14 protein-coding genes and 1 pseudogene are annotated in these 19330 nt (G+C 71.0%); 9 read left to right on the top strand and 6 right to left on the bottom strand.

From position 1 onward, the window contains the following. Nucleotides 1–40: 40 nt before the first annotated feature. The 5 genes and pseudogenes from ABZS42_RS14585 to ABZS42_RS14565 all read right to left on the bottom strand — a co-directional run bounded on the left by ABZS42_RS14585 (nucleotide 41) and on the right by ABZS42_RS14565 (nucleotide 6234). Nucleotides 41–832 (bottom strand): L,D-transpeptidase family protein, encoded by a 792-nt coding sequence (locus tag ABZS42_RS14585; protein WP_355145301.1) that lies wholly within the window; start codon nucleotides 830–832, stop codon nucleotides 41–43. A gap of 402 nt (nucleotides 833–1234) precedes the next feature. Beyond that, entirely contained in the window at nucleotides 1235–1990 is a 756-nt protein-coding gene (locus tag ABZS42_RS14580) for a DUF4184 family protein (protein WP_355145299.1), read from the bottom strand. 54 nt (nucleotides 1991–2044) lie between these two features. Continuing rightward, nucleotides 2045–2755, bottom strand: coding sequence for an HAD family hydrolase (locus ABZS42_RS14575; protein WP_355145449.1), 711 nt, complete (start codon nucleotides 2753–2755; stop codon nucleotides 2045–2047). A 150-nt stretch (nucleotides 2756–2905) separates the two neighbouring features. Then, nucleotides 2906–3430 (bottom strand): annotated as a pseudogene (locus ABZS42_RS14570) (TetR/AcrR family transcriptional regulator); the annotation flags it as partial. Nucleotides 3431–3525: 95 nt separating this feature from the next. Next, nucleotides 3526–6234: a glucosidase gene (locus tag ABZS42_RS14565; protein WP_355145297.1), complete on the bottom strand. Its 2709-nt coding sequence runs from the start codon at nucleotides 6232–6234 to the stop codon at nucleotides 3526–3528. Between the two features lie 42 nt (nucleotides 6235–6276). On the opposite strand from ABZS42_RS14565, the gene ABZS42_RS14560 reads away from it, so the two are divergent. The 5 genes from ABZS42_RS14560 to ABZS42_RS14540 all read left to right on the top strand — a co-directional run bounded on the left by ABZS42_RS14560 (nucleotide 6277) and on the right by ABZS42_RS14540 (nucleotide 13334). Continuing rightward, complete coding sequence (locus ABZS42_RS14560) at nucleotides 6277–8220, top strand: amylo-alpha-1,6-glucosidase (protein WP_355145295.1); 1944 nt, start codon at nucleotides 6277–6279, stop codon at nucleotides 8218–8220. Nucleotides 8221–8359: 139 nt separating this feature from the next. Then, nucleotides 8360–9694 carry a glycosyltransferase family 4 protein gene (locus ABZS42_RS14555; protein ID WP_355145293.1) on the top strand — a complete coding sequence of 445 codons (1335 nt, stop codon included), beginning with the start codon at nucleotides 8360–8362 and terminating at the stop codon, nucleotides 9692–9694. 86 nt (nucleotides 9695–9780) lie between these two features. Continuing rightward, nucleotides 9781–11421 carry a protein kinase gene (locus ABZS42_RS14550; RefSeq protein ID WP_355145292.1) on the top strand — a complete coding sequence of 547 codons (1641 nt, stop codon included), beginning with the start codon at nucleotides 9781–9783 and terminating at the stop codon, nucleotides 11419–11421. A 102-nt stretch (nucleotides 11422–11523) separates the two neighbouring features. Further along, complete coding sequence (locus ABZS42_RS14545) at nucleotides 11524–12333, top strand: metal-dependent hydrolase (protein WP_355145290.1); 810 nt, start codon at nucleotides 11524–11526, stop codon at nucleotides 12331–12333. Between the two features lie 29 nt (nucleotides 12334–12362). Then, nucleotides 12363–13334 (top strand): amidohydrolase family protein, encoded by a 972-nt coding sequence (locus ABZS42_RS14540; RefSeq protein WP_355145288.1) that lies wholly within the window; start codon nucleotides 12363–12365, stop codon nucleotides 13332–13334. Between the two features lie 26 nt (nucleotides 13335–13360). On the opposite strand, the gene helR is transcribed toward ABZS42_RS14540, so the two are convergent. Next, on the bottom strand, nucleotides 13361–15517 hold the full coding sequence (gene helR / locus ABZS42_RS14535) for an RNA polymerase recycling motor ATPase HelR (protein ID WP_355145286.1): 2157 nt from the start codon (nucleotides 15515–15517) through the stop codon (nucleotides 13361–13363). A 429-nt stretch (nucleotides 15518–15946) separates the two neighbouring features. Between helR and ABZS42_RS14530 the strand changes: the two genes are divergently transcribed. The 4 genes from ABZS42_RS14530 (at nucleotide 15947) to ABZS42_RS14515 (ending at nucleotide 19196) form a co-directional block, all read left to right on the top strand. Next, nucleotides 15947–16531: a WHG domain-containing protein gene (locus ABZS42_RS14530; protein ID WP_355145447.1), complete on the top strand. Its 585-nt coding sequence runs from the start codon at nucleotides 15947–15949 to the stop codon at nucleotides 16529–16531. After that, the gene (locus tag ABZS42_RS14525; RefSeq protein ID WP_355145284.1) at nucleotides 16528–17367 is read left to right on the top strand and encodes an alpha/beta hydrolase; all 840 of its coding nucleotides are present in this window, start codon (nucleotides 16528–16530) and stop codon (nucleotides 17365–17367) included. The genes ABZS42_RS14530 and ABZS42_RS14525 overlap by 4 nt, the downstream gene beginning before the upstream one ends. A gap of 450 nt (nucleotides 17368–17817) precedes the next feature. Then, nucleotides 17818–18333, top strand: coding sequence for a hypothetical protein (locus tag ABZS42_RS14520; RefSeq protein ID WP_355145282.1), 516 nt, complete (start codon nucleotides 17818–17820; stop codon nucleotides 18331–18333). 563 nt (nucleotides 18334–18896) lie between these two features. Further along, nucleotides 18897–19196, top strand: coding sequence for a hypothetical protein (locus ABZS42_RS14515; protein ID WP_355145280.1), 300 nt, complete (start codon nucleotides 18897–18899; stop codon nucleotides 19194–19196). The last annotated feature ends 134 nt before the right edge of the window (nucleotides 19197–19330 follow it).

The following is a 19330-nucleotide window of genomic DNA, read 5'->3' as shown; positions in this document are numbered from 1 at the left end:
TCGCGATGAGCGGGACGGCCCCGGATGAGGATGGCGAACGTCAGTAGCGGTCGAGGTTCGCGTACGGGCTGATCACGATGCGCGGCGACAGCGCCGGGTCCAGCCAGCGCAGGATCGCCACCAGGTTGCTGTGCGAGACGGCCACGCACCCGGCGGTGGCGTTGCCGCCGCCGGTGCTGAACTCGTGCAGGAAGATCCCGCTGCCCGCATTCGGCACCGGCGCGGGCACGTTGGGCGCCATGTTGTACGTGATCACGGCGAAGTGCGTGTAAGCGGGCACCTCACGCCACAGCGCCTCGCTGTATCCGCCGGGGTCGGTGGCGTTGTGCTGGAAGGAGTTGTAGAGCGGGGACGCCGGGTTCTCGTTCCACCAGTCGCCGCTGACCAGCCGGTGGTACGGGTACCGCACTCCGGGGTCGGGAGCGTTGCCGTACATGGTGGGCCCGATCGAGTAGACCCCGGTCGGCGTGGTGGGCACGCCCTCCGTGTGGTTGTCGCTGAATCCCTTCGACCCGATGCGAGCCGGCATCGGCCCGGAGACCGGCCACCAGCGACCCCGCTGCTTCGCGTACGTCTCGAGCGTCGCGTAGGTGGCCGAGTAGCCGCTGCCGCCGACGATGACGACCTGTTGGGTCTGCGTCGGCAGGGTCTTCAGCCGCGCGGCCCGGTTGCCCGGTGCCACGTCGCCCCGCTTGTTCCTCGGGGACGTCACGCCGGTCGCCGTCAACCGGGTGCTGTCCCGCGTCGCCGCGGCGGCTGCGGCTGTCGAACCGGCGAGGGCCGGTGCCGCCACGCCGGCGGCGGCGCCGAGCACGAATGTCCTCCGCTTCATGCCGAACATATTGACATACGACGAATGTCGCGTGTCTCTTTAAGCCGGATTTCTCGTCCGGCAGAGGCCGGGACCGCCGTGCGGGTCAGAGCCGGGTCCGCAACTACCCGGCCCTGACCCAACCATCCGATGTGGTAGCGGGCATCGCCGTGGTGTGCAGGCGTGGACGTGGCACGTCGTCCACACCGACTCACCATGACGAGCCGACCCGCATGCACTCAGCTCCATGTGCCCCACACCGGACTTCGTACGCCTGCGGCTCACCCCGAAGGGCCGCGAACGTCGGCTCAGGTTAGGCAGCTGCCGACGGGCTCGACAAGGCACGCCGCAGCGATCGGGATGGTGATTGATGTCAACGTCGAAAAGTGGCGAGTCGACGTAACGCGTCTGCCGCCGTCAGCGCTATTCCGGATCGAGGCGGCCCGCCCGCTCCTGCGCGGCGCGGTTGGCGGTGAGCGCGCCGAGCAGCGCCGCGAGCGCCACGAGGTGCAGTAGTCGCACACCGGTCGGCGCCGGTTCACGCGCGGCCGGAAACAGTGGCAGCGCCGCCACTCCGACCACGGCGACGGTGACGGCCACCCGCCGGAACACCAGCGGTCGAGCGGACGCCGCACCGTGGCTGCCACGCCGGCCCGGCAGGTCCACGTTGGCGGGTCCACGCGCGAACCGGCGTGCCAGGATCACCACGGCCACCGCGCCGAGCAGACTGCTGCTCAGGTCGGAGACCGTCCACCAGTGCAGCCCGGTGACCGCGTACCAGTCCACACCGAGGGCGTGGAGCCAGCCGTCGGTGTGTGTGAGCCAGTCCCAGCCGAGGTGACTCGCGGCGCCGAGTAGCGCCGAGCCGACGGTGATCCACCAGCGGTGCTGCCGTACGCGCAGGTCGGCGGCCCAGATGTACCCGGCCGGCAGGTACGGCGCGACGGTGGACGCGCAGCGACGAACCAGCCAGGCGTAGCCGAGCGCCACCGGCAGGCACCACCAGAGCAGCCCGGGCACCGTGTGCGTGCCGGTGACCTGCACCGGGGTGCCCGTGGCCAGGTACGCCACGTCCGGCGCGACCGTACCGGTGGCGAGCGCGACACCGTCGAACCAACGCGGACGCCACAGCTTGAGCGGCAGCACCGGAGCCAGGTGCGAGGGGAATGACAGGGGCACGAACGGATCATCCCGCACCGATGGAGCCGCCACCCCCGCGAGCCGAGCGCCGGGTCAGAAGTGCCGGAGCAGATCGGGGAAGGCGACCAGGCGCAGGATGCCGTGGTCGGCCGGATCCAACTCCTCGTCCTCCAGCGCCCAGGTGTTCTCGTTCGGAATGAAGACCGCGTTCAGGCCGGCGGCCCGGGCGGGGAGGATGTCCGAGCGCGGCGAGTTGCCGATCATCCACGCGACGGCCGGGTCGAAGCCGTGCTCGCCGGTCAGCCACCGGTACGTCTCGACGTCCTTCTCCCGCACGATGTGTGCGGCTCGGAAGTGGTGCAGCAGTCCGGACGCGTCGAGCTTGCGCTGCTGCTCCGCCCGGTCCCCCTTGGTCAGCAGCAGCAGCTCGTGCCGGCCGGCCAGCTCGTCGAGCACCTCGGCCACCCCGGGCATCAGCTCGACCTTGTGCTCCACCAGTGCCGCGGTCAACCGGTCGATCTCGCGTCGCTCGAGTTCCGTGGCCGGCCGCTCGCGCAGCCGTTCCAGGCACTCGGCCAGGCTGCGCAGGAAGACCTTGCTGCCGTAGCCGTGTGCCATCGTGTTGGCCCGCTCGATGTCGTTCAGGATGGCCCTGATCTCGGCGCGGTCGAGGGTGGGGTGGTCGAGCCAGGCGAGGAAGTCGTCGATCACCCGCTCGAAGACGAGGTTGTTCTCCCAGAGCGTGTCGTCCGCGTCGAACACCAGCACCTGTGCCTGCCGGCGTACCGCCTGGTCCCCCGCCATGCCGTCCTCCTCATGATCCCGTCTTGCCTCGGCGGACCTTAGGGCATGGTGTGCGGTGGGCCCAACGGGGTTTCCGTCCACCCTTGCCGCCTGCGGCCGGAGCCACCGCAGCAGGTGTTCCGTGATCATCTTCTCCCGTTGCTCCTGCGACTCCGGGCGCAGGCGACCGCCCCGGGTGAGCATGACCAGCCCGTGCAGCAGGCTCCAGCCCACCTCGGCCAGGGTCTCCGGATCCCGCCCTTCGGCCAGCGGAGCCAGCGCCGCCCGCAGCTCGATCAGCACGGCCTGCGGCGCGGCGGGCACGCCGTGCGCACCGAGGGCCAGGTCGGGCGTCAGTGCGAGCATCGCGTCGTAGACCTCCGGATTCGCGTACGCGAAGTCGAGGTACGCGCTCGCCACGGCCGGCCAGATCCGTTCGGGACCACCGGTTGCCGCCGCGCCGGCCTCGGCCAGGTCGGCGGCCAGGTCGGCGAAGGCGCACACCGCCACGGCGGCCAGCACCGCGTCCTGATCCGGGAAGTGCTGGTACAGGTCGCCGATGTCGATGCCGGCCCGCTCGGCCAGCCGCCGCGGGGTCACTCCGGTCCAACCCTCGACCTCGGCCAACTCCCGAGCGACCGTGACGACAAGGTCCCGGCGGTGTTCTTCCGTAGCTTCCTCGGTAGGTCCAGGCACGCCCACGACGGTAGACCGGCAGCACCGTGGGCAACCTGATCGTGACGGATTGGTGACTGCATGTGCCGGCCCAGCCTCCGCGGCGGAGCCTCCGGTCAGCGGCGCAGGGTGAGGATCAGGTCCGCGACCAGCGCCGTCCAGCCTGTCTGGTGCCACGCGCCGAGCCCCGCGCCGTTGTCTCCGTGGAAGTACTCCGGGAAGCAGAGCAGGTCCCGCCAGTCCGGATGGGTCTGGAACAGCTGCGCCGCGCCGTAGATCGGTCGGCGACCCCAGCCGTCCCGGGTGAAGAGCGAGATCAGCCGGGCGGAGAGGTCGTCGGCGATCTCGTTCAGCGTCCGCTTCACCCCGGATCGGGTCGGGTACTCGATCTGCAGGTCGTCGCCGTAGAAGGCCGCGTAGTCGCGCAGCGCGCTGACGAGCAGGAAGTTGGTCGGCATCCAGATCGGGCCGCGCCAGTTGGAGTTGCCGCCGAAGAGGCCGCTCGTGGACTCGGCCGGCTCGTAGCCGACCTGGAACTCCTGACCGCCGAGGGTCACCGAGAAGGGCTCCGCCAGGTGCGCCCGGGAGAGCGTACGCAGGCCGTACTCGGAGAGGAACTCGTCGGTGTCCAGCATCCGGGCCAGCAGCCGGGCGAGTTGCTCCGGGCCGACCATGGAGAGCAGTCGCTGCTGCCGCCCGTCCGGGCCGAGCCGCCGGGCACCGATCACACCGGCGTACTCGGGCCGGTGGGTGAGCAGCCAGCGCAGCCGCGCGCCGAGCTCCGGCAGGTGGTGCAGCGTAGGGGCGGTCAGCCGGGTGACGGCCGCCAGCGGAAGCAGCCCGACGACGGACCGGACCTTCAACGGCACCTTGGTGCCGTCGGTCAGCCTCAGCACGTCGTAGAAGAAGGCGTCCTCGTCGTCCCAGAGTCCCTGCTCGTACGCGGCGGCGGCGATGTAGACGAAGTGCTCGAAGAACTTCGTGGCGGTGTCCACCCAGGTCCGGTCGCGCTCGGCGAGGATGATCGCGATGTCGAGCAGGTTGAGCGCGTACATCGCCATCCAGGCGGTGCCGTCGGACTGTTCGAGCGCCCCGGCCACCGGCAGCGCGGCGGAGCGGTCGAACGGCCCGACGTTGTCCAGCCCGAGGAAACCACCCTCGAAGACGTTGTTTCCGCCCACGTCCTTGCGGTTGACCCACCAGGTGAAGTTCAGCAGCAGCTTGTGCATCACCCGGGCCAGGAAATCGTGGTCCCGGCTGCCGTCGATCTCGAACACCTTCAACGCCGCCCAGGCGTGCACCGGGGGGTTGACGTCGCCGAACGCCCACTCGTACGCCGGGATCTGCCCGTTCGGGTGCAGGTACCACTCCCGCAGCAGGAGCAGCAGCTGAGCCTTCGCGAAGCCCGGGTCGACCCGGGCGATGCTGACGCAGTGGAAGGCCAGGTCCCACGCCGCGTACCAGGGGTACTCCCACGGATCCGGCATGGAGATCACGTCGAAGCTGGTCATGTGCCACCACTGGCTGTTGCGCCCGTGCCGGCGGCCGGGCGGCGGCGCCGGCGAGGCCGGGTCGCCCTCCAGCCACCGTTTGACGTCGAAGTGGTAGAACTGCTTGCCCCACAGCAGACCGGAGATGGCCTGCCGCGCCACCAGCGCCTCGTCCGGCGTCGCCGAGGCCGGGATCACCCCGGCGAAGAAGTGGTTCGCCTCGGCCCGCCGCGCCCAGAGCACCGCGTCGAAGCCGGCACCGAGGTCGGCCGCCGGCGGCGGGCCGGTGACCGGCGGCGGGGTTGTACGGGTGAGCCGCAGCCGGATCTGCCGCTGACCGCCGGCCGGCACGTCGAGCACGTAGTGCAGCGCTCCCTTGGTGCCCTCCCGAGCCGGGTTGACGGTGTCCGCCCCGTCGACCACGTGGTCGTTGATGCCGTCCTTCGGGTAGCGGGAGCGGGCCGGCAACCCCCAGAGCCGCTCGGCGTTGGTCTCGTTGTCGCAGAGCAGCGGGGTCGGCGTACCGTCGCCCTCCAGCAGCAGCTGGCCGAGCACCCAGTGCTCGCCGACCAGCCGTGACCCCTCCCCCGTGAGCCTCGGCACCCGGTCGGCACCGGGCAACCCCCAGGCCCACGTGTTACGGAACCAGAGGGTGGGCAGCACGTGCAGGGTGGCGGCCCGGTCACCCCGGTTGGCCACGGTGACCACGAGGCACATGTCCGTCGGCGAGGCCTTGGCGTAGTCGACGGTCACCGCCCAGTACCGGTCGTCGTCGAAGATGCCGGTGTCGACCAGCTCGTACTCGGTGTCGTCCCGGCCGCGCAGCGCGTTGACCGCGACCAGCTCGTCGTACGGGAAGGCGGCCTGCGGGTAGTGGTACCGCCACCGCATGAAGGAGTGCGTCGGCGTGGAGTCCTCGTACCACCAGTACTCCTTGACGTCCTCGCCGTGGTTGCCACCGTCGCCGCCGAGGCCGAACATCCGCTCCTTGAGGATCGGGTCCGCGCCGTTCCAGAGCGCGAGCGCGAAACAGAACGTCTGCCGGTCGTCGCAGACGCCGGCCATGCCGTCCTCGTTCCACCGGTAAGTCCGGGACCGCGCGTGGTCGTGCGGGAAGTAGTCCCAGGCCGTACCGTGCTCGCTGTAGTCCTCCCGCACCGTCCCCCACGCCCGTTCGGACAGATATGGACCCCATGCACGCCAGTCCTGCTCGCCGGCGTCGGCTCTGGCGAGCCGGATCCGCTCGGCGTCGGGGGCAGGCGCATCGGAGGACGAACGGTCAGAGATCACCTGCACATCTTCGACGCCGTCCGGGTACTTGACCACAGGAGCCATTTTCGTCGTGGCGTGTGGCACGCCGCTGCCGGTGGAGGAAAGTTGATCGACATTCGCTTCGGACCCCAGGTCTGCACCGAGCTGACCAGCGGGGCGACCCGGGAGTGGCTGGTGCCCGACGGCCTCGGCGGGTACGCCATGGGCACGGTCAGCGGTCTGCGTACCCGCCGCTACCACGGCCTGCTGGTGGTGGCCGGCGAGCGGCCCGCGTCCCGGCGGGTGGGGCTGGTCAGCCTCGACCCGGCGGTGCTGCTCCCCTCCGGCGCGCGGGTGCGCCTGGGCGCGCACGAGTGGGCTTCCGGCACCGTGGATCCGCGCGGGTTCGAGCTGCTGGAACGCTTCGAGCTCGCCGACGGGGTGCCGCGGTGGCGGTGGCGGATCGGCGACGTGGTGATCGAGCGGGAGCTGGCGATGCTGCCCGGCCGCTCCTGCGTGGCCGTGGTGCACCGGCTCGTCTCCGGCGGACCCGTACGACTCGAACTGGCCGCCGCCTGCACCTGGCGCGACGCGCACGGCGAGCGCCGGGCCGACGGCCCCGCGCTGCGGGTCGAGCCGGTGGCGGGCGGGGCGGTGGTGGAGGGCGCGTACCGGCTCGCCGGCCCGAACTGGGCGCCCGAGGGGCAGTGGTGGCTCGGCGTGCACCACCGGGAGGAGGCGGCGCGTGGGCTGTCCTCGACGGAGGACCTCTGGTACGCGGGACGCTTCTCCGGCGCGCTGGACCGGCCCGGCGACACCGTGTCGGTGCTGGCCTGGGCCGCGCCGCTGGAGTTCGAACCGATGCCGGCGACCGAGGTGATCGACGTGGCCCGCCGGCGCAACCGGCAGATCGTGGCGCAGGCGGAACCCGCCGACGACGTCGAGGCGACGCTCGTGCTGGCCGCCGACGCGTTCGTGGTGCGCACCGACGAGTCGGCCGCGGACGTGGTCGCCGGTTATCCGTGGTTCGGCACCTGGTCGCGGGACACGATGATCTCGTACGAGGGGCTCCTTCTCCGCACCGGCCGGGCCGAGCTGGGACGGGAGCTGCTGCGTTCGTACGCGGCGACGCTGTCGGAGGGGATGCTCGCGAACACCGCCGACACGGGTCGGGTGGAGCACAACACGGTCGACGCGACGCTGTGGTTCCTGCACGCGGTAAACCGGCACGTGACCGTCACCGGCGACACGGATCTCGCCGCCGAGCTGCTGCCCGCGCTGCGCGGGGTGATCGACGCGCACCGGGCCGGCACCCGGTACGGCATCGCCGTCGACCCGGCCGACGGTCTGCTCACCCAGGGCACTCCGGAGACGGCGCTGACCTGGATGGACGCCCGCGTCTACGGGGTGCCGGTGACGCCTCGCACGGGCAAGCCGGTGGAGGTCAACGCCCTCTGGGCCAACGGGCTGGCCGGGCTCGCCGAGTTGACCGAGGCGACCGGTGGGGACGCCGGGGAACTGCGCCGGCTGCACGCGCAGGCGGTGGCCTCCTTCCGGGACCGCTATCCCGCGCCGGGGGGTTGGCTGCACGACGTGGTGGACGCGCCGGCGCCGGCGTACCCGCTGGGTGGGGCGGCGCACCACGACGACGATTCGCTGCGCCCCAATCAACTGCTGGCCTGGTCGCTGCCGTACGCGCCGCTGGAGCCGGACGAGCCGACCCTGCGGCGGATCGCGGCGGCGCTGCTCACCCCGCTCGGTCCACGCAGTCTGGCCGCGGAAGCGCCCGAGTTCTCCGGACGGCACCGGGGTGGGCCGGCGGAGCGGGACGGCGCCTACCACCAGGGCACCGTCTGGCCGTGGCTGCTCGGACCCTACGTGGCTGCCTGCCGGCGGGCGGGAATGTCGGTCGACGAGGTTTTCGTGGGGATCGAATCCCATCTGAGCGAGTACGGCCTGGGCTCGGTCAGCGAGACGGCCGACGGTCTGCCACCGCACGCGGCGACGGGTTGCCCGTTCCAGGCGTGGTCGGTGGCTGAGCTGCTGCGGGTGAGGCGACCGGGTCGCTAGCGCTTTACATGAGCGCAACGAGTGTGTCTCCGCTGGTTATCCCGTTGCGGGCAGGATGGGTGTCGATCCCAGACGCGGCGGCGGGCACCAGAAGCGGTGCCGGTTCGCGCGTGCCCGGAGACAACTCAGAGGGGGCCGCATGTCAGCTGACGCCGAAGTGATCGACCTCCAGCAACCCGCCCGGCAGCAGAGAGTGCTCATGCTGTCCTGGGAGTACCCGCCGGTGCTCGTCGGTGGCCTCGGCCGGCACGTCCACGCCCTCTCCGTCGCCCTCGCCGTCGCCGGCCACGAGGTCACCGTCGTCACCCGCCACAGCGACGGCGCCCCACTCGAGGAGTACGCCGACGGCGTGCGCATCATCCGCGCACCCGAAGACCCCGTCACCTTCCCCCTGGCCACCAACAGCCTCCTGGCCTGGACCATGGCCTTCAACCACACCCTCACCCGCGCCGCCCTACGCGCCACCGAAGCCGACGACTACGACGTCATCCACGCCCACGACTGGCTCGTCGCCCACACCGCGGTCACCCTCGCCGAACACCTGGACCTGCCCCTGGTCACGACCATCCACGCCACCGAGGCCGGCCGGCACCAGGGCTGGCTGCCCGAGGAGATGAACCGCACCATCCACGGCGTCGAACACTGGCTCAGCAACTCCTCCACACGGGTCATCGCCTGCTCGGGCTACATGCGCGACCAGGTGACCACCCTCTTCGAGGTGTCGACCGGCCAGATCGACGTGGTGCCCAACGGGGTCGACGACCGCGCCTGGCGGGCCCGGCCGCGGGCAGTCGCCTCGGCCCGGGCCCGGTTCGCCGCGGACGGCCCCCTGGTCGGCTACGCGGGCCGGCTGGTCTACGAGAAGGGGGTGCAGCACCTGGTGCACGCCGTGCCGTTCCTGCGGGCCCGGCACCCCGGGCTGCGGGTGGTGATCGCCGGCGACGGACCGTACCGGGACGAACTGGAGGAGGAGGCCCGGCAGCTCGCGCTCGGATCGACCGTCCGGTTCACCGGCTTCCTGGACACCACGCAGCTGCCCGCGCTGTTGGGCGCGACCGACGCGACGGTCGTGCCCAGCCTCTACGAGCCGTTCGGCATGGTGGCCCTCGAGGCGGCCGCCGCCGGGGCGCCGCTCGCGGTCGCGGCCACCGGCGGGCTCGCCGAGATCGTCGAACCGGACGTCACCGGGGTGACCTTCCCGCACAGCGACCCCGACGCCCTCGCCGGCGCGGTCGACCGCCTCCTCGGCGACGAGGTCTTCGCCCGTCGGGTCGCGCGGCAGGCCCGGAGCATGGTCGGCCGCCGCTACAGCTGGGCCGCCATCGCCGCGCGCACCGCGAGCAGCTACACCGTCGCGCGCCGCGAGCACGACCCGCTCCAGGCCCGTCGCTCCGCCACCCGGGTCGGCAACCCACGGCCACGCATCACCATCCCGGAGGGAAACCTGCTCTACGCGGACGGCACGGCCTGCTGATGGCGGCGCACGGTCGCGCGTCCGCCACGCTGACCGCCCTGGTGGGCTCAGGAAAACCGATGTCGGTGGCTATGGTGTGACCGGGGGTGACCGAGGGGGACGCGAGCGTGCGCCAGCTGCTGATCGCGGGCCGGTACCGGCTGGTCGACCTGGTCGGCACCGGCGGGATGGGCCGGGTCTGGCGGGCCCGCGACGAGATGCTACACCGCGACGTTGCGGTCAAGGAGATCGTGCCCCCGGCCTGGCTGGCCGAGGCCGAACGGGAGGACCTGCGCCGACGTACGCTGCGCGAGGCGCGTACCGCCGCCCGGCTCAACCACCCGAACGTGGTCCGGATCTACGACGTCGTACATGACCGGGAGAGCCCCTGGATCGTGATGGAGTACGTCAGCTCGCGTTCGGTGGAGCAGATGATCGCCGGTGACGGTCCACTCAATCCGGTGAGAACGGCGAGGATCGGGCTCGCCGTGCTGGCCGCGCTGCGCGCCGCGCACGCCGCGGGGGTGCTGCACCGCGATGTCAAGCCGCACAACGTACTGGTCGCCGCGGACGGTCGCGTGGTGCTGACCGACTTCGGCCTGGCCACGTTCACCGGCGGAGACGCCGCCATGACCGGCCCCGGCATGGTCCTCGGCTCGCCGCACTTCGTGGCACCCGAACGCGCTCGCGACGGGGTGTCGGATCCGCGAACCGATCTCTGGTCGCTCGGCGCCACGCTCTACGCGGCCGTGGAGGGCCGGCCCCCGTACGCGCGGGACAGCGCGATGGCGACACTGACCGCCCTGGCCACCGAGCCGCCGGACCCGATGCGCCGGGCCGGTCCGCTGCGCCCGGTCCTCACCGGCCTGCTTCAGCGTGACCCGTGGCGACGGTTGACCGCTGCCGAGGCTGAGCCTTTGCTGCGCGCCGCCGCGGCGCCGGCCGCCGATGCGCCGCAACCGTCAGAAGCCGGCGCGACGTCGACGGAGACGGACCCGCCGGCACCGGCCTCGGCGGAGGTGCACGCGCCTCCCTCGCCTCCACCAGTCCGGCTCGAATCGTCGGCCGGGGCCGGACGTGGACGACGTGTCGTACTCGGCTCGGCGGCGGCGGTGCTCGTGCTGCTCTCCGCGGTCGGTGTCGGCCTGGCCCTGGTCGACCGGAGGGATCGGCAGGCCGAGCCGTCGGGCGGCGGAGCCGCTGCCAGCCCCACCGCCCCGGCGGCGGCGTTCGCCTGCGCCGCCGCCCCGCCGCCGGCGGCCCGCCCCGTACCGTCGGTGCCGCCGCCTCCCGGTGCCCGGTTCCGCCTCGTGCCCGGCTGGACCTGGCACGCCGATCCGGCCGGGTTCCGGATCGCCGCACCCGTCGGCTGGTTCCTCTGGACCGAGGACGCGGTCACCTGCTTTCGGGAGCCCGGCGGCGCGCGGGTGCTCAGCGTCGAGGCGAGCGCGGCGCGGGTCGACCCGACCCTCTGGTGGCAGGTGGAGGAGCGGCGGCTCACCGACGGCGGGTCCCTCCCGGGCTATCGCCGGGTCGACATCTCCCCCATGGACATCTTCGAGGGCGGTGCGGTCTGGGAGTGCGCCTGGCTCGACGCGGCGGGCGAGCGGATGCACACCGCACGGCTGCTGGCGAACACCTCGGCCGACCGCGCGTACACCGTCTCCTGGTTGACCAAAGAGTTCGACTGGCAGGTCAACGCGGCCTACTTCGCGATGATCCGGCAGAGCTTCAGCCCGACCATCTAAGTCTCTCCTTTGTGGACGAATGGGGGCCTGCCGCGCCGCACGGGGCGTTGACTAAAGTGATCTCGCTCTGGCGCTCAAGAACCCTGGGGAGGGTGAGCCGACATGATGGGTCCCTCGCACGCGCTGTCGGGCGCGACGGTGTGGCTGGCCGGGTCCTGGGCGCTGGACCAGTTCGCCGACTACCACCAGTCGCCGCTCGCGCTCGCCGTCGGCACCGCCGTCTGCGCCGGGGGCGCGCTCTTCCCGGACCTCGACCTCTCCGGCAAGGTGACCACCAACCAGGGCGGCGCCACCGTGGCCCGCACCTTCGGCGTGGTCAGCCTCTTCCTGGCCGAGGTGATGGAGAAGATCTCGCTCGGCGTCTACTACGCGACGAAACTCAGCAAGGACCCGAAGCGCAAGAACGGCCACCGGACCCTGACCCACACCGTGCCGTTCACGGTGCTGATCGGCTGGGGCACCACGGCGCTCTGCGCGGCGTACGGCAAGTGGGCCGTCATCGGGGTGCTGTTCTTCACCATCGGGCTGGCCCTGCGCGGGCTCTTCGACAAGTGGGCGGAACGGGCCGGCTGGGTGATCGTCACCCTCGTGTCGTTGGCGGCGGCCTGGTTCACCTACGCCAACCTGCCGGGTGGCCGGGGCTATCCGTTGATCGGCACGGCCCTGGGCGTGGGCTGCTTCGTACACATCCTCGGCGACATGATCACCCGCGCCGGTGTGCCCATCCTCTGGCCGATCCCGATCAAGCGTCGGATGTGGACGATGATCGGGTTGCCCAACAAGATCGCGCTGCGCACCGGCAGCAAGGGCGAGACGGTGGTGCTGCGGATGGTGATGACCGTCGTGGCGCTGCTCGCCGCGACCGGGCTGGTGGCCCGCCCGGTGTTGCAGCGATTCGACATCGAGATCTGACCGGCCCCGGCTTCGCACCAGCCGATCCCATGACGTCAGATCCGCACCCGGCCGCCGCGCCCGCTTCGCGCGGTGGAACGCGGCCCGGCGGCCTTGTCACCCCGGACGCGGCGGGCCTCGTCGCCGCCGACGAGACGGTTCCCGCGTTCTGGCGTGCGTTGGGCCTGCCCGGCCTCGCCGACGTACACGTGCATTTCCTGCCGCCTCGGCTGCTGCGCCGGGTCTGGGCGTACTTCGACGCGGCCGGCCCGCTGGTCGGCACCGAGTGGCCGATCCGGTACCGGTGGAGCGACGCCGAGCGGGTCGCGCACCTGCGCCGGCTCGGGGTGCGGGCGTTCAGCGCGCTGGCGTACGCGCACCGGCCCGGGATGGCTGCCGACCTCAACAGGTGGACCCTCGACTTCGCCCGGGCCACTCCCGGCTGTCTGCCCTCGGCCACCTTCTTCCCCGAGCCGGACGCCTTCCGCTACGTAGAGGAGGCGTTGGCGGCCGGCGCTCGGGTGTTCAAGGTGCACGTCCAGGTCGGGGGGTTCGCGCCGGCCGATCCGGCGCTCGACAGCGTCTGGGGGCTGCTCGCCGAGGCCGGCGTACCGGTGGTGGTGCACGTCGGGCACGCCCCGGTGGGCACCGCGCACACCGGGCCGGAGCCGTTCGCCGCCCTGCTCGCCCGACACCCGATGCTGACCGCCGTGGTCGCGCATCTGGGCGCACCCGACTATCGGGCCTTCCTCGAGCTCGCCACCAGGTACGAACGGGTCCGGCTGGACACCACGATGGTGTTCACCTCGTTCTTCGACCGGTTCGTGCCGTTCCCGGCCGAGGAGCTGCCCCGGCTTCGTGACCTGGGGCTCGGCGGAAAGGTGCTGCTCGGCAGCGACTTCCCGAACATCCCGTACCCGTACGCCGAGCAGCTGGCCGGGCTGGCCCGGCTCGATCTCGGCGACGACTGGCTGCGCGCCGTCTGCTGGGGCAACGCCGCGACCCTCTTCGGCCTGGACTGAGCCGTCGCCCGTCCCGGTGCGCCACCTCACCGGCTGGTGAGGATGACGAGTTGTCGGGTCGTCCGGGTCATCGCGACGTAGCGGTCGACCGCTGCTTCGATGCCGTCTCCGAACGACTGCGGATCGACGAGTACGACCAGGTCGAACTCGAGCCCCTTCGACAGCTCCGGGGCCAGCGACCGGATGCGGGACGTGCCCCCGAACGTGGGGTCCCCGATGACGCAGGCGATCCCGTCGGCGTTCGCGGCGAGCCAACTGTCCAGGACCGAGTCCAGCTCGGCGGTGGACCCGTGTACGACGGGAAGGCCACTGCCGCGGATGGAGGTCGGCACGTTGGCGTCCGGGAGCACGGCCCGGATGACCGGCTCGGCTTCCGCCATGACCTCGCTCGGGGTCCGGTAGTTGACGCTCAGCGAGGCCAGGTCGATCCGGTCGAGCCCGACCCGCTCGAGCCGTTCCTGCCACGATTCGGTGAACCCGTGCCGGGCCTGGGCACGGTCGCCCACGATGGTGAAGCTCCGGGACGGGCAGCGCAGCAGCAGCATCTGCCACTCGGCGTCGGTCAGCTCCTGCGCCTCGTCCACGACGATGTGCGCGAACGGGCCGGCCAGCCGGTCGGGCTCGACGCTGGGCAGCACAGTCTCGTCGACCAGGGCATCCTGGAGGTCCGGTTGGCGCAGGCTCGCCAGCACACCTTCACCGTCGTCATAGGTGTGAGCCTCGATCAGCTCGTCGACGACCGTGGCCATGCGCTCGCGTTCGACGGCGACGGAGGCGTCGTTCCGGCGCTTGCGCTCCGACGCGTCAGGATCACCGAGGCGTTGCCGGGCCGCGTCGAGGAACGGCAGGTCGGAGATCGTCCAGGCCTGGGGGTCGTCGCGTCGCAGCTTCCGGACCTGCTCCGGGGTGAGCCAGGGCGCGCACTTGCGCAGGTAGGCGGGGACCGACCACAGGTCCCCGACGAGGTCGGCCGGGTCGAGCATCGGCCAGGCCCGGTTGAAGGTGGTTCGCAGCTCCCTGTTCCTCCGCAGCGAGCCGCGGACCAGGTCCTTCGGCTCGTCGCCGTCGTACTTGTCCGACAGGATGGTGAGCAACTCCGACCAGACCTCGTCACGTGCCTCGTTGTGCGGGGCGCCGGGGCCCGGCGCCTCGAACGCCTCCGCCCAGTCGTCGGCGCTCAACCAGATGTCGGCCTCGTCCGTCGTGACCGTCATCCCCTTCGGCGGCGGTTCCTCGTAGAACCGGACGGCCGCCTCGATCGCTTTGACCAGTTCCGCGGACGACTTCAGCAGCGCCACCTCCGGGTCGGTCTCCACGACTGCCGTGGCGCCCTCGGGGACGAGATCCCGCAGGGTGCAGATCTGCACGTCCTCCTCGCCGAGGCTGGGCAGGACGTCGGCGACGTACGCCAGGTAGGGCTGGTGCGGTCCGACGAACAGCACACCGCCCCGGCGGCGACCGAGGCGAGGATCGGCGTAGCGGAGGTACGCGGTGCGGTGCAGGGCGACGACCGTCTTCCCCGTACCCGGACCGCCGTCGACGACGAGCGTGCCGCTCGACCCCGCGCGGATGATGGCGTCCTGGTCGGCCTGGATCGTGCCGAGCACGTCCCGCATCCGGTCCGACCGGCTGCCGCCCAGGCTGGCGATGAAGGCTGACTGGTCGTCGAGCGCGGCGGCGTGCCCCTCGAAGCCGTCCGGGGTGAACACTTCGTCCCAGTAGTCGGTGATCCGGCCCTGGGTCCAGCGATACCTGCGGCGGCTCGCCAGGCCCATCGGGTTGGCGTGGGTCGCCCCGAAGAACGGCTCGGCCGCCGGAGAGCGCCAGTCGAGCAGGAGCCGCCGACCCGAGCTGTCCGTGAGGCCACGTCGTCCGATGTACACGGGCTCGGGGTCGTCCGCGCCGACCATGTGTCCGAGGCACAGGTCCAGTTCGAAGCGGCGTAGCGCGCGCAGGCGAGCGGTGAGTCGACGGACCTCCTGGTCCCGGTCCAACGCCTGCCGTCCCTTGCCGCCGGGCGCCTTGCGCGCGTCATCGAGGCGCTCGGACAGGTCGGTGAACAGTTGCTCAAGGGTTTCCCCGAGGGCGGCGAAGTATCGCTCGTCGCTCCCGATCAGCGTCGGGTCGGCCTTGGCCGAGAGTCGTTCGGGAAGGTCGAACGCGCTGTCATTCTGCGAATTCAATTCATCAGATCCGATCTGAGTCGCTGGCCGCCACCACCCGCCGCAGGGCGTCCCCGGTGCGCATTTCCGCAGGTCCCGGCATCGGTCAGCGATTCTGCGGCACGACCCGGGTCTTGCCGCAAGACCCCCGGTGCGCTATAAGTTGGAAGTGGCGGGGAGCAGAGCTCCCCTTTTTTTGATCGCCTTCCGTGGCGAAACCTCTTCGCACAATCAGCGACCCGACGCATACGACGCCTCAGGCTGATCAGCCACCGCCATTTGGCGACGGGCGTGGCGACCGACTCGAGATCCTCGCTCTCGGGGCGTCCCCGGATCGTGGATCGCCCCGGCTGCGGGGCGTTGGATCTCATCCGCACCACACCGCTGCGGGCGCAGGTCGTCTGTTACCTTAGGGCTCCTAAGTTATTTCTTAGTGAGGGAAAGGGCCGCATGCCACGGCAGGGTTTGACAAGTGCCCGGGTGGCTGCCGCGGCAGCGGAGCTGGCGGACAGGGTCGGGTTGTCGCGGTTGACCGTCGCGGCGGTCGCGCGGCAGTTCGGGGTTTCGGATGCCGCGCTGTACGTGCACGTGCGCAACCGTGACGCGCTGATCGAGCAGGTCGCCGTGCGAGCGGCCGCCGCGTTCGCCGACCGGCTCGCGCTGGCCGTGGCGGGCCGCTCGGGTCGGCAGGCCCTGGTCGGATTCGGCGAGGCCTGGCGCAACTTCGCGACATCCCACCCTGGGCAGTACGCCGCCACTCAATTGCAGTTGCCGCCCGAGGTCGGTACGAATTCGTCGGGCCATCTCCGCCTCATCGAACTGAGCTACGCGATGCTGCGCGGGTACGGGCTCGACGAGCCGGAGCTGACCGACGCGATCCGTTTCGTCCGCAGCACCTTCCACGGTTTCGCGTGTCTGGAAACCGTCGAGGGATTCGGGCATCCCCGCGATATCGACGTGTCGTGGAGCAGCATCCTCGACGCGATGCACGCCACCCTGAGCAACTGGCCGACCAGAACCGAGGAGCGGCAGTGACGAACTTCGAGAGCCACGATCAGCACGTCCGGCCGGCGGACGGCACACGCCTGGTGGTCCGGGTCGTCGGCACCGGTGACCCGGTCGTCCTGGTGCACGGGTCGGGCGGCGGGTTGCACTCCTGGACCGCGGTCGCCGACCGACTCGCCCAGGACCACGAGGTGTGGATGCCGGCCAGGCGCGGATACGGACCGAGTGCGGTTCCGGCCGGGAGCAAGTCCTTCGCGGACGAGGTCGCCGACCTGGCGGCCGTGATCCAGGCGGCGTCCGCACCGTCCAGCAAGGCGGTGCACCTCGTCGGGGCCTCCTACGGGGCGACCCTGTCGCTGCACACCGCGTTGTCGGTGCCGCGCGCGCTGCGTTCGCTCGCGCTCTTCGAGCCGCCGCTCTTCGCCGCCGGCCCGGAGACCGTGCCGCTGCGCGACCGGTACCGCGCCGCCTTCGAACGCGACGACCGTCGCGCGATGGCCGCGACACTGAACGAGGTGACCCGGGTCCCGGCCGAGGTTGTAGCTGCGCTCGCCGCCGCAGCCGGTGACCGGACCCCAGACCCGGTCGAGGCACGGCGGTCGGCGGTCGGCTGGCTGCACGATCTCGAAGCGCTCGCCGAGGACGGCACGGAGGTCGGGCGCTGGTCCTCGATAGCCGTACCGACTCTTCTCATGCAGGGCGCCGACACCTGGGAGCCGATGCCCACCACGATGAACGCCCTCGCGGAGGCGATGCCGCGGGCCCGCCGAGTCATCTGGCAGGGGCAGTCGCACTTCGTGACCATGACGGCGCCCGACCTGGTCGCGGCCGCCCTGCGCGAGTTCTTCGCCGACATTCCGGCGTAGGTAATACTCAACGCGAGATCCATGATGTCGGGCTGTCCCGGACCGCAGATCACCCCGACTTCAACGAACGCGAGTGGCTCACCGTGGACAGCACGCAACTCGTGCGCTGATCCTCACTGATCGGACAGCAGCGGGATCGAAAGCATGCCCAACGTGGAGCGCCGAAACGGTGCCGGGTGTCCTACGTGAAATCAGCGGAGAGCCGGATGCCCGGAGACGAGGCCCGTCTCCACCTCCCGGTCGCAGGACGGTGATGCGTAGCGGCATCCGAGCTGAACAGTGCGCGTCTTGCTACGAAGCGTTTCGGCGAAGCTCGCTGGGTGTCTGGTGAATCACACCTCTCGAACCGATTTCGGCCAACCCTCGTGACTGAGAGATGTCTACCAGCAGTCGCGAGGGAGAACGGTCATGAACAGGCGTATTCGCGTTGCCCGCGTCGGGGCGACCGTGGTGGCGCTCGCCGCATTGGCCGCGTGCGGGGGTCAGAACGACGGCTCACCGGGATCGTACGATTCGCAGCCGACGGGTTCTGCATCATCCGGCAGTGGCACGTCCGGCGCGGTGTTCGGCACTGCGGACACGGCACTCGGCACGGTTCTGACCGACGCGAGCGGCTTCACGCTTTACCGGTTCGACCCGGACACCCCGACCTCGTCCGCGTGCACGGGGCAATGCGCCGCACTCTGGCCGCCGGTGGCGGGCACGCCGAGCGCCGCGAACGGTACGACGCTGCCGGGCACGTTGAGCACGATCACCCGTCCGGAGGGCTCCACACAGGCCGCGTACGACGGGCACCCGGCGTACCGCTACACACAGGACAGCGCGCCCGGCCAGACGAACGGTGAAGGCGTGATGGGCACATGGCACGTCATCAAGGCGGACACCGGGGCGGCCCCGGGCACCTCCACAACGAGCGCCCCATCCGCTGCCGCGACGAACCCACCCGGGTCGACCAACACCAACTGACCGAGCGGGCAGTGGTCGCATGCCACCTCCAACACCGGCAACATGCAGATGGCCGGGCGGGCTCCCGATAACCACGTCTGGTATCAGGAACTCAACTCAGGGGGTGGCCATGCCTCCGGTTGGGCTCAGGATTTCGACAGTCTAACGGTCGGGTGGGCACCCTTCCTGATCGCGGTCGGCGGCATCATTTATACGATTGCGACCGCTTCCAACGACCACCGCGGTTGGTACAAGCGGTCATTCAACGGAGGCAACTGGTAGCGAGGCCCAGCCGCCCCTACCCGCTGCGCCAGGCGGCGGCACCTGCGCTCGATCAGCGAGACGGGCCCCGCACTGTGCGCGGCGATCGGACGCTCTTCGCTTCGAATCGACCCTGCCCGGCCTCCTCGTCGTCAGACCGGACCGCATCAGTCACCACCAGACATAACCAACCGAGTAGGGGGACGGGTCACCCGTCCCCCTACTCGCACCACCGGACATACAGTCCCGCATCCCTCGGTTCGTCACCGTTGCTCCAAGCCGGCACCAGCTTCAACACAGACGCTCCAAACCACGGTCGCCCCGTGAGCAGTGGACACGACCCACTGACCGACAGCCGATCCGGCGACACGCCAGTACCCCTTGCTTGCGGTGACGTGCAGACCCTCTGCCGGCTAAACCGCGACCGCAGAAGCCAGTCCGACCTGGCCGTGCTGGACTTCATCAACGACACGGATGACATCGCTGACGCCTTCCACCCGTACACAGCACCGTCCGCGCCGCCGGCCGGCCCCGTCCGCTTCGAGGAGGGCGTGGAGGAGATCAAGCTTGCCCGGGACCTCGTTGGCCGAGATTCGCTGGCGGCGGCGAGAGCCAGCGGCTGAGCGAGGTCGGCTCGGGCTCGTGGGGCTCGCACCCCAGCCGGAGCGATGGTCAACTCGAGATCCATGCTGTCGGGCCGTCCGGACGTCCGGGACAGCCCGACAGCAATGAAGTCGAGTCGATCAACCCCACCGGC

The organism is Micromonospora sp. NPDC005367 (assembly GCF_040606825.1).
Taxonomy (GTDB): Bacteria; Actinomycetota; Actinomycetes; order Mycobacteriales; family Micromonosporaceae; genus Micromonospora.
This window is presented reverse-complemented; position numbering and strand designations above follow the sequence as displayed.